The organism is Faecalibacterium hattorii (genome assembly GCF_003287455.1).
Lineage (GTDB): Bacteria > Bacillota > Clostridia > Oscillospirales > Ruminococcaceae > Faecalibacterium > Faecalibacterium hattorii.
The window spans coordinates 240,284-250,937 of sequence record NZ_PRLC01000002.1 but is presented as its reverse complement, the minus strand read 5'-3'; the positions used below and the strand labels follow the sequence as shown (position 1 = coordinate 250,937).

The window sequence follows — 10,654 nt, the reverse complement described above, 5'->3', positions numbered from 1 at the left end:
CTATCCTCGTCGCCCACGGAAAGGCGGGAGTAAAGGGCTGTAATTTTGCTATAATCAGTCATGTGCATAACCTCCTGTGCGTCCATGTATGTGTCATTTACACTTAAAATTATGCACTCCACCGAGCAGAGCCGTACTCCATGCCGTGCCGGTACTTCTTAGCGTTTTTGCCACGCAAATAGACGGCAAGCCGTAATCCTGCGCCGCAGCACAAACCCACCAGCAAATCAAGCGGATGCAGGCTGGGCAGAGGGTTTGCAAACGCCATCGGGATGGTGCCCATCATGGACATGATCTTATCACCCAGTTCCTTGCCCTCGGCAAGCCGCCACGCTTCGCCAAAGTTGGTTGCCACCAGCCCCAGCAAAATATAGGGCAGATACAGTGCCATCAGCTTTGTCAGCTTTTTCGTGGTCACAGTCCACGCTCCTGTTCCTTATGCCGGACTTTGCCGGGGAGTTCTGCCGCCGCCTGCACCAGTTCATGCAGTTTTGCCAGCACCGAGGGGCGTTTGTCCTTGTTCAGCAGGGATGCCGAATACTCTTTGAACGCCGAGTTGAAGGCTTCTGCGTCCGGGGCTTTGAAAAAGACCAGATACCGGGGCGGCACCTCGGAGGTGTCCTTACGGATGGCGTAGTCGATGCCGTACTTTTTGGCATAGCGTTCCAGACCACGGATGCCGGTCTTGCTGATCTCCACGCTGGACACGCCCCGGTTCTGCCGCAGAAGAGTGCGGACGCTCTGCTTACCTTGGGATGCCTTGGACTGGTACAGCCGAAACGCCGCTTTAACTGCCCGCAGGACAGTCCGGGCAGACAGCTTCGTGGTGGAGATCATAATGTTGAATGTCTTTTGTTCGATTTCTTCCTGCAATTTCACCACCATCCCTTGCCGCCTGCATCAGCGCAGCCACGAAGAAGCCGCAGAGTGCGCCGAACTCAAAAAATGCGAAACCGATGAAAAAATTCAGCATAACACACCTCAGACGATGCAAATGCAGGGCAGCTTCTGATCGTCTGCCATGAGTGTAACGCTGTGGCTCGCCAGAAACTTCTGGAAACGGTACACGTCATCAATGGTAAGCGAAATGAAGTTCCCGTCCATGTTGGTGCGTACCAGAATGACCGGGCCAGTCAGGTAACGCTTGCCCGCCATCTTTAGAACCTGTGCCGGATTGTAGCAGAGCAGCAGCGAAGTGTCGGGAAGATGGATGCTGGCATCGCTTTCATCGAAGCAGGGCAGAATGTCAGGGGCTTCATCCAGAGTAATAACCGTCAGTTCCATATCCGGCGCAATGGCGGCAAAGTAGACTTCACCGGGCTTCTTGCCACCTGCCAGAATGGTGCAGATGCGCATATCAATGGTGATCTCCTCGGAACGAATCATACGAGTAGCGGTGTTGTTCATAGGCTTTTTCCTCCATGTTTGCAAAAGAAAAAGACCCAAAGTGGGTCTTGCGTTTTATCTGATTGTCAGCGTTCAGCTTCATGCTTGCGCTTTTTCATGCGCTGGTCGAGCATCTTGAGAATTGAATTTTCGATTTGTTCTGACGAATAGTTGCTCGGAAAATATTTTTTGATAGAATCGCTCCTGAATACAACTTTTTCGGTTTTACTTTCTTCCAAAAGCCCAATGATTTTTTCTTCCATCTCTCTCGGAGTAGAGCTTTCGGGAAAATATTTCCGCAGGGTATCGTTTTTGATAACAACTTTGTCCAATTCGTCCTTTTTCGGTTCACCCATCACGGCAAAGGCAACGTCATACGAGAAATGACCTTCCTGCGCCAGCTTTTTGAGCCGTTGCGCCTGTGAAAGCGATGGGGCGTTTTGCGTGTCAGCCATAGCTTCAAGAAAATCTCGCTGCTGGCTTTCATCAAGATAAGAGAGTTCCACCGCAGGGTTAAATGAGATTTTCTTTTCGTCTACCATGTCCAGCAGTTCCGGGATAAGATTGGTTAAGCGGATAAAACGGTGTACTTGGTTGCGGCTATCACCAGCTTCTTGTCCAACAATATCAAGAGCTTGCAACTTCATCCCAACTTGGGATGAAGTTAAATCTGACCTAGCACCTTGCCTTTTCAGTGCATCCAGTTTCATCTTATAGGCAAATGCCCGCTCACTCGGCAAAATCTGTTCGCGCTGAAGATTGGAATCAACCATGAGCAGAACAGCGGCATCGTCCGACATATCACGGACGATAACCGGCAGGGTTTTCAGTCTAGCAAGCTGTGCAGCGTGTTGGCGGCGATGGCCGGAAATGATTTCGTAGCCACCATCCGGGCGCGGACGAGCAATCAGCGGATTTGTGACACCCAACTGCTTTATGCTTTCTACTGTGCGCTGCATAGCTTCATCATCAAGCACCTTAAAGGGATGGTCTTTGAACGGATACAGCTCATCAATGGGAATTTGCTGTACCTGTTCGCGCTGTTCTTCCTGCCGCGTTTCTTCGGTGGAAAAAATATCATCGTAGCTGTTCAAACTGACGTTTAAGCCGTTTTTCGGCATCGGCCAACACCCCCTTTGCGATGGAATGATAGGCTTCTGCCACTTTGCCTTTCGGGTCATACTGGAAAATGCTTTTTCCGGTCGTGCTGGTTTCGGCAGCGCGGACAGAACGGGGAATTGTCTGGTCAAACACTTTCAAATGCTTTCCGTAGGCTTGCCGAATTAGATTGCTGATTTGCTGCCCATAGATGGTGCGGCTGTCCGTCATGGTGAGCAGGATGCCCTCAATTTTCAGTTTCGGGTTTATCTGCCGCCTTACTTTCTGCACTGTTTGAAGCAACTGCTCCAGCCCTTTTGCCGAAAGATATTGTGCTTGCACCGGAATCAGTGCGGAATCTGCCGCTGCCAGCGCATTGACCGTCAGCATACCGAGAGAGGGAGTGCAGTCAATCAGAATATAGTCGTACTCGCGTTTTGCGCTTTCCAACACCTGTTTCATCACTTTCTCCCGGCTCATGGTATTCACCAGAGCCACTTCCAGTCCGGCCAGTTCGATGTTGGCCGGGATAAGGTCAACGCCCTCCGCATGGTGCAGAATCCCTTCGCCGGGTGGAATACACTGGTCGTTCATGGCTTTCTGCATAAGAGTGGAGAGTGTAGTGGGCAGTGCATCCGGGTCTTGCCAGCCCATACTGACAGTAAGCGAACCCTGTGGGTCAGCGTCCACAAGCAGAACTTTCTTGCCCTCCATTGCAAGCCCTACGCCCAAATTTTCACAGGTGGTGGTTTTGCCCGTGCCGCCTTTCTGGTTGATAACGGCTATCGTTGTTGCCTTTTTGGAAATTTTCATCACCTCCGAGCTGCTAAATCATGGTTGACTTTGTTTTGATAATAGAGCTGTATTGTGGTTGGAGCATTGAATAGTGCGGCCAGAAGGTACTGCTTCATATTCCGTATCGGGGAAGTGTTCGCTGCCAGACAGTCCAGTACGAAGCGGATGTGGTCTGCATTCAACTTTTTTAGCCGACTGAGCACAACTTCGGCGGGCTTATCATCGCCAGCGATTCTTATGAGGTTACGCTTGCTGTCACAGGTGTCCACCAGCAAATCTACGATCTGATAGATGGTATCTTCATCATCCGGGTAAAGCCGGAGAAGAAGTTCTATCTCCAAAGAACGTGAAAAATATTCTTCGAGCAGTTTACGATTCTTCATTTTCTCCAATTCATCGGAAAGGATAGGATTCGTATTATTCCGCTCTGTCTTACTCTTTTTATTCTTATTACATCGTGATTTGGGCGGGTCTTGACAAGCGTTTTTAGGACTTCCAGATTCGTGATTTTCACGATTCTGGACACGCTCATTTGAAAGGTCTGACGAAAAGTTTTTCACATACACCAAACTCGGTTTGCCCAGTCCACGGCGTTTTCGTTCAATTAAACCAAAATTTTCAAGTTCCCGGAGTAGCTTGGTCGCTTTGTTGTCTGCGCAACACAAAGCCCTCTTGACATCCTCGATCGTGAAAATGATGAACACCCGGCCTTGCTTGTCGAACCATTCATTTTTAACAGAAAGGCTCATGCGGTCAAGCAGGATGCCGTAGAGTGTTTTGGCATCGGTTGACAGATTTTGAAACCGCTGCTCCTGAAACAGTGCTTTGGGGATGCGATAGAACGAAAAAAGTTTTCCGGCCTGTCCATAGAAGTAGTCGAGCGTCATACAGTTCTGTCAAGGATGAAAAAATGACGATGTTTCATTGACATGGTTGACAAATCCTCCTTATGAATAATTCGTGCAAACAAAAAAGCGCAATCTCGATTTTTGAAAATCGGAATTGCGCCATGTAACTTAGTAGGGGAGAATGGTCATTTGTCAGGGTCGGTTGACCACAATTTGACCACAAAAGAAACGAAACATCTTGACATCTAACGAAACAGAATGATAAAATAATTTTGAAATTTGATGATACTGCGTACAAGTGGTATCGGAGTGTCCATTGCGTTTTTGAGAGAAGCACAATGGGGTTCAAGAGGCCGTGAGTTCGATTCTCGCCACTCGGACCATAAATCCAACGATTTCACGTTAGAAATCGTTGGATTTTTTTATTTTTGTATACTTCAATACGTTAAAGAAAGTTTGGAGAACCATTCAAAGAAATGCTCCAAACAAAAGCGGAATACAGTTATTTTGACATAGCAACGCTACTTATATAGAGCGAAGCACTACTTATAAATAGTGGTGTCAGGAATTGAGATTTTGTGATGCCAAAAAAGACACCCTCGCTTTTGATAGGAATCTCATGCAGGGATGTCCATATCTCAATGCGAAGGTGTCTTAATAACGAGGGTCATCTCATCACGGCTACGATCTCTTTTATGATGTTTAGCAGCCGATGAAATTGTTCTGGGGAAAGATCACGGGTAATCTGAGAGAAATACTGCAATGCGGCAGTATTCATATCAACCGTTGCGCTTTTTTGCGGGCAATCATCAGATGCCACGGAACGTAAAGGTGAACTCCACAGGCTTAGTCACATCAGGAATATACTCCGGGTGGACATTGGCACCCCAGCTGTCATCGCCGCCAACGCCCATCTGCTCGCCCATAGCACGAATCACCGTGTAATGGACCGGGGGCAGCTCGTAGGGATGCTTGGCACTCTCCATTTCATGGGGGGTGTAGGGCAGCGCAGAGAAGAACATGGGCTTTGCGGCATCTGCGGTAAACAGCAGCCCGCGACCCTTGCGGTCCACTACCTTTGCCCAGCGCACAGCGGTCTTTGCACCGCACTCCTGCGGCACAAGGTACTGTGCCATGTTGTCTGCGACCTTGTTCTGGTAAATGCCCAGCTTTGCACCATGCTGACGATCCCAGTAGGTCTCCGCAGGGCCGTTTCCGTACCACTCCACCGTGTCGTAGTCAGCGTCGATCTTGAACAGTACGCCGAACTCCGGCATTGCTGCAAGTCCTTCCACCGGGTCATAGTGCAGGGTGGTCTGGATGCGGCCATCACCGAACACACGGTACTGCAGGCTGCACTCTGCTGCGGGGCTGGTCTGGAGGTTATAGAGATAGGTCACGACCACGCTGTCGGCTTCCACCTCGCAGGTGGGATTCTGGAGGATGGTGCCGCCGTGAACAGACGGAATCTCCTTGCCGATGCCCTTGGCGGTAGCGTACAGGCTTGCCAGCTTCCACTGGCCGCGAACGCCGCCCATGTTGTTGCCGCAGTCGTTGTCGGTGGGAGCGCGCCAGAAGTTGGGCCGGGGGATCTCCTGAATCATCTCCTTGCCGGCATAGCGGTAGGAAGTCAGGCCGCCGTTCAGATCGGAGAACAAAACATCGAAATTCTCACCACGGACACCGATGTTGTGTGTACCGTGCGTAACGGTAAACGGCGTGACCTTCTTGCTGGGAATGGAACGGACCACAGCGACCACACCCTGTCCAAAGGCGACTTCATGACCCTTCTTTGCCCAGCTGGTGTCCTCCTTCAAACGGAAGCTGATGGTCACTGCATATTCACCGGGGAGCGCAGGAACCATAAACGGCAGCGGGAAGCTGGAACGCTCTTCGGGAGCAACATCAATATTGGGCAGTTCCTGCTGCTGATACAGCTTTCCATCACGGTGCAGCAGAGCAACGCAGTCGAAGGCACCCGTAGAGGTGAACAGATTCTTATTCCAGACTTCGAAGCCAGAGTTGTCGATGGAAATGGCGATGTTCTGATAGCAGAACTTGACCTCCTGCATCTTGGGAGAAGGAGCACGGTCACCACCGTAGGCTATGCCGTTTCCGCTGAAATTATAGTCGGTAGGACGCTCACCGAAGTCGCCGCCGTAGGCTTGGAACCACTTGCCGTAGCGGTCTTTTTTCCAGATGGACTGGTCGATGTAATCCCAGATGAAGCCGCCCTGATAGCCGCAGTCCTTCTGGTCGGCAAGTTCCGTGTATTTGTGCAAAGCACCGTTGGAGTTGCCCATAGCATGAGAATATTCGCACTCGATATAAGGCCGCTTATCGCCCTGTGCCAGATACTCTTTAATGTCCTTCACCGTGCTGTACATATGGCTCTCGATATCGGTGGTTTCGAGGAAGCGGGGATCATTGACCACACCTTCGTAATGCACCAGACGGGTGTCATCAAAGCGGCGGACCATCTCTGCCATCTGGAGCAGGGTCTCACCACCAAACGATTCGTTGCCCAGAGACCAGATCAGAACAGCAGGATGGTTTTTGTCACGCTGGTAAGTGGAATTCATGCGGTCAAACAAGACAGCTTTCCACTCCGGCTTATCATTGGGCAAAACGCCCTCGATGCCGCGAATGCCCGACTGATGGATGTCCCATGTGCCATGGGATTCCAGATTGTTCTCTGCGATCAGATACAGACCATACTCGTCGCACAGGTCGTACAGTGCATCCTGATTCTGGTAATGGCTGGTACGGATGGCATTGATGTTGTTCTGCTTCATGGTGATGATATCCCGAAGCAGTTCCTCATGGGTGTGTACGCCCACAGCACGACCCGTAATGGAGCTGAACTCATGACGGTTGGCACCCTTGAACACGATGCGCTTGCCGTTGAGCAGCATCCGATTGTTCTTCAATTCGAACTTGCGGAAACCGACTTTCTGCCCAGTCACCTCTACCAGATGGCCTGCATCGTCCAGCAGCTCAATTTCCAGTTCATACAGAGCCGGGTCCTCTGCACTCCACAGGTGGGGGTTCTCTACCGCATGGCTGAACAGAGCAGAGCCGCCGTTCAGCGGGATTTTTTCGGAGAACACTTCCAGTTCACTGCGGCGCAGGGTCAGACGGGCTGCGCCCTTACCCTCCACCTGCAGTGCAACTTCCAGCGTGGAATGAGTAAAATCATCCCCGGCAAACAGCGTTTTGACGGATACATCTTCCAGATGCACGGTGGGGATGGCGTACAGCCACACGCTGCGGAAGATGCCGGAGAAGCGGAAGAAGTCCTGATCTTCGCACCAGCTGGAGGAAGTCCACTTGAACACCTGCACAGCAAGTTTGTTCACGCCCGGCTGGAGATGGGGAGTCAGATCGAATGCGTGTGCGGAGAAGCTGTCCTCGGTGTAACCTACATAAGACCCGTTCAGCCAAAGAGCCATGCCGCTTTCCACACCCTCGAACTCGATGTGGACGGGCTTGCCCTGCATGGATTCCGGCAGTTCGAAGTATTTTACATAGCTTGCCACCGGATTGAACCGCTGCGGGATCTCACCCGGCTGTACTTCTTCACGGCCATCCCACGGATACTGAACATTCGCGTACTGGGGAATGTCGTAGCCCTCCATCTGGATGTGTGCCGGAACATGAATGTCATCCCAGCCGCTGCAATCGTAATCCGTCTTTTCAAAGCCGGGGATGGCACTGGTGTAGTTCTTTGCGTAGGCGAATTTCCAGATACCGTCCAGCTTCAGCGCAAGCGAAGATTCTCCTGCAAGATATTCTTCGCGGGAAGCGTAAGTACGGAAACTTGCATGAGCATTCAGCACGTTTTCCTTGAAAAAGGTGGGGTCTTTTACTTTTGCAAAATCAAATGCAGCCATAGTATTTCCTCATTTACCTTTTATAATTTTATAATATTTCTCCAGCCTCCCCGGAGGAATCGCTGGATTCCTCCGGGGAACAGCAGATGAAGGAGAAATGATAATGGCTTGTTATCAGACTGCTGCACGCAGTTTTTCATTTGCTTCTTCGACCTTCATACGGGAAAGGATAAAGGTGATAACTGCATCCAGAGCAAACGGAATCACCAGATACATGATCTTCAGCATCGAGATGCAGGATTCGGGCTGGACAGCCAGCGCACTATCGAAATGGCTTGCTGCCAGCAGCCAGCCGGTGATGGCGGTGCCAAGGCCGCCGCCCAGCTTCACACCGAGAGAAGTGCAGGAGTACATCGTTCCGTCCACGCGCTTATGCTTCGTCAGCCAAGTGTACTCGGAGCAGGCTGCGATCACGGCGTTCATGTCGCCCTGCCAAGGACCCTGACCAAGAGCTGCGATTGCAGTAAAGAGCAGCATCAAGGTCACATTGCCGCTGCCCATGTAACCAGCTACAGCAACCAGTGCACGAGAAATCGTTGCCAGAGTATAGCTCATGACGTTCAGCTTGTACATTCCATTCCACTTTGCAACCAAGGTCGGGGTGAATACCAGAGCGATGATCAGAGGAATATTGACTGCCCAAGAGAACACGCCAAACAGATTCTGGTTGCCGAGAATGTAGGTTGCATAGTAGGTGCCCATGCTGATCATGGCACCGTAGATCTGCTGCAAAATGTAGGTGACGCAAATCATCATATAATATTTGTTACCAGCCAGCAGCTTTGCAGCCTGAACCAGATTGTACTTTTCGTCCTGCTCGATTTCCTTTTTGTCGGTGGTATCCACCAATTCGCCTTCCGGCAGTTCCTTCACGGAGAAAACGGAGAGGGTGTTGACAAGCAGACCGATGATGGCGTAGATGATTGCAACAGTGCGCCAACCGGCAGCACCACCGCCCAATGCCGTAACAGCACCCAGCGTGATGGACTGGATGAGCAGACTGGTGGCAAAGGCGAACATGAAACGCCAAGAACCCATCTCGACCTGTTCGGCACTGTTCTTCGTGACGAGAGCAGTCAGTGCAGAGTAAGCAATGTTGTTGGCAGTGTAGAATACAGCGTTCAGCAGAGTATATGCGATCAGGAACCATGCGTACTGTGCAAACTGTCCCAGATTGGTCGGGATGGCGAAAATTGCCACCAGCGTAATAGCACAGCCAATGTAGCCGTACAGCATCCAAGGACGGGCTTTGCCCATCTTAGAATGCGTTTTGTCAATCAGAGAGCCAAAGAAAATGTCCGTCACACCGTCCAGCAGTTTGGAAATTGCAATCAAAGTGCCGACAATACCGGGGTTCAGGCCAACGGTGTTGGTCAGATAGATCATGACGAAGGAGGACAGGAATGCATACACCACGTTGCCTGCAATATCGCCTGAACCATAGCCGACTTTATTATACCACTTTAGATAACGTTTCTCAGTCATTGTGCTTTCTCCCATCTTGCTTGTTTTGTGTGGGCGCGACCAATCTGCTGCGCACTTCAGACTGGAATCCTCATCACGCAAGTTGCCCAAATCTCTTGCGTTTCGTCTGAAAATATTATAAAATCTAATGGAGCGAAAAGACATAGACAAGATGGAACAAAATATGCACAAAATCAAAGAGTTTGTAATTTTTTGATAGAACATTTCCCAAATCACTGTAAAATCTCTGAAGATGAGGAGGACGCAGGGATGTATTTCAACTCAGGATATTTGAACAACTCCCGTTTGGATTTCAAAGACTACTCAAAGCCGCTGGTCGTAGGCAGCTGCGGCACTTATCGCTTGAAAAAACGCCCTAAGCTACCTACTTTTTGGGCAAAGGGTCGCAGAGACTATCAAATTCTCTATGTGGCATCTGGTAAAGCACACTTCTGGTTCGATGGTGTTGAGGAAGTGGTGACTTCTGGACACATGGTGCTTTATCAGCCGAAAGAAATCCAGAAGTATGTCTACTATGTAGAAGATCATCCAGAGGTGTTCTGGATTCACTTTACAGGATATGATGTCAAAAACATCCTGAACTATCACGGAATACCCTTGGACAAGCACGTTTTTTACAGCGGCACACTGCCGGATTACAAAATGCTGTTCCGAAAGATCATCCGGGAACTGCAACAATGTGAATATGGCTATGAAGACTATATTGCTTCTCTCTTCAACATCATTCTGCTTTTAGTAAGCAGGCAACAGCAGGAAAGCGAGAGAACAACTACAAGCATCCCCGAAGAAATCGAAGCCGCCGCTGCCTACTTTAACGAGAATTATAATACAAAGGTCAGTGTGGACGATTACGCAGAATCGCTGCATATCAGTACGAACTGGTTTATCCGTAATTTTAAGCAGTACATGAAAATAAGCCCTGCACAATACATCCTGTCCCTTCGGATGGTAAATGCACAAAGCTTATTGGAGAACACCGAATACAATATTGGAGAAATTGCAGAGATCGTAGGGTATGATAACCCACTCTATTTTAGCCGGGTATTCAAGAAAGAGTATGGTGTCAGTCCGGCACAGTACCGAAAGAATCTGGAAGAATCTGCTGAAAATGAGAAAGGTTCCTTATAAATAAGGAGAGTAGAACCATGC

Annotated in this window: 9 protein-coding genes and 1 pseudogene; 1 reads left to right on the top strand and 9 read right to left on the bottom strand. The window is 49.9% G+C overall.

What is annotated here, in order from left to right; all coding sequences use genetic code 11:
- Nucleotides 1-118: 118 nt before the first annotated feature.
- From C4N23_RS02570 to C4N23_RS02530, 9 genes and pseudogenes are all read right to left on the bottom strand, one after another.
- Nucleotides 119-418: pseudogene (locus C4N23_RS02570) on the bottom strand (conjugal transfer protein TraG); the annotation flags it as partial.
- Nucleotides 415-837: a PcfB family protein gene (locus tag C4N23_RS02565; RefSeq protein WP_181567060.1), complete on the bottom strand. Its 423-nt coding sequence runs from the start codon at nt 835-837 to the stop codon at nt 415-417. The gene C4N23_RS02565 and the pseudogene C4N23_RS02570, both read right to left, overlap by 4 nt.
- Entirely contained in the window at nt 788-973 is a 186-nt protein-coding gene (locus C4N23_RS02560; protein ID WP_112143810.1) for a hypothetical protein, read from the bottom strand. The genes C4N23_RS02565 and C4N23_RS02560 overlap by 50 nt, the downstream gene beginning before the upstream one ends.
- A gap of 8 nt (nt 974-981) precedes the next feature.
- The gene (locus tag C4N23_RS02555) at nt 982-1,407 is read right to left on the bottom strand and encodes a hypothetical protein (protein WP_015565006.1); all 426 of its coding nucleotides are present in this window, start codon (nt 1,405-1,407) and stop codon (nt 982-984) included.
- 65 nt (nt 1,408-1,472) lie between these two features.
- Complete coding sequence (locus tag C4N23_RS02550) at nt 1,473-2,507, bottom strand: ParB/RepB/Spo0J family partition protein (protein WP_015565005.1); 1,035 nt, start codon at nt 2,505-2,507, stop codon at nt 1,473-1,475.
- Entirely contained in the window at nt 2,464-3,297 is an 834-nt protein-coding gene (locus tag C4N23_RS02545; protein WP_097773643.1) for a ParA family protein, read from the bottom strand. Before C4N23_RS02545 ends, C4N23_RS02550 begins: the two co-directional genes overlap by 44 nt.
- A complete protein-coding gene (locus tag C4N23_RS02540; protein ID WP_097773644.1) occupies nt 3,297-4,166 on the bottom strand; it encodes a DUF6017 domain-containing protein in 870 nt (289 codons plus the stop codon). Before C4N23_RS02540 ends, C4N23_RS02545 begins: the two co-directional genes overlap by 1 nt.
- A gap of 770 nt (nt 4,167-4,936) precedes the next feature.
- The gene (gene lacZ, locus C4N23_RS02535; protein ID WP_112143808.1) at nt 4,937-8,020 is read right to left on the bottom strand and encodes a beta-galactosidase, LacZ type; all 3,084 of its coding nucleotides are present in this window, start codon (nt 8,018-8,020) and stop codon (nt 4,937-4,939) included.
- A 114-nt stretch (nt 8,021-8,134) separates the two neighbouring features.
- Complete coding sequence (locus C4N23_RS02530) at nt 8,135-9,505, bottom strand: MFS transporter (protein WP_112143806.1); 1,371 nt, start codon at nt 9,503-9,505, stop codon at nt 8,135-8,137.
- Between the two features lie 249 nt (nt 9,506-9,754).
- On the opposite strand from C4N23_RS02530, the gene C4N23_RS02525 reads away from it, so the two are divergent.
- The gene (locus tag C4N23_RS02525; protein ID WP_112143804.1) at nt 9,755-10,633 is read left to right on the top strand and encodes a helix-turn-helix domain-containing protein; all 879 of its coding nucleotides are present in this window, start codon (nt 9,755-9,757) and stop codon (nt 10,631-10,633) included.
- Nucleotides 10,634-10,654: the final 21 nt, after the last annotated feature.

Bases quoted from the DNA above. Each gene is read 5' to 3' on its own strand.
- C4N23_RS02565 (WP_181567060.1), bottom strand. From the start codon at position 837: ATGATCTCCACCACGAAGCTGTCTGCCCGGACTGTCCTGCGGGCAGTT.
- C4N23_RS02560 (WP_112143810.1), bottom strand. From the start codon at position 973: ATGCTGAATTTTTTCATCGGTTTCGCATTTTTTGAGTTCGGCGCACTC.
- C4N23_RS02555 (WP_015565006.1), bottom strand. From the start codon at position 1,407: ATGAACAACACCGCTACTCGTATGATTCGTTCCGAGGAGATCACCATT.
- C4N23_RS02550 (WP_015565005.1), bottom strand. From the start codon at position 2,507: ATGCCGAAAAACGGCTTAAACGTCAGTTTGAACAGCTACGATGATATT.
- C4N23_RS02545 (WP_097773643.1), bottom strand. From the start codon at position 3,297: ATGAAAATTTCCAAAAAGGCAACAACGATAGCCGTTATCAACCAGAAA.
- C4N23_RS02540 (WP_097773644.1), bottom strand. From the start codon at position 4,166: ATGACGCTCGACTACTTCTATGGACAGGCCGGAAAACTTTTTTCGTTC.
- lacZ (WP_112143808.1), bottom strand. From the start codon at position 8,020: ATGGCTGCATTTGATTTTGCAAAAGTAAAAGACCCCACCTTTTTCAAG.
- C4N23_RS02530 (WP_112143806.1), bottom strand. From the start codon at position 9,505: ATGACTGAGAAACGTTATCTAAAGTGGTATAATAAAGTCGGCTATGGT.
- C4N23_RS02525 (WP_112143804.1), top strand. From the start codon at position 9,755: ATGTATTTCAACTCAGGATATTTGAACAACTCCCGTTTGGATTTCAAA.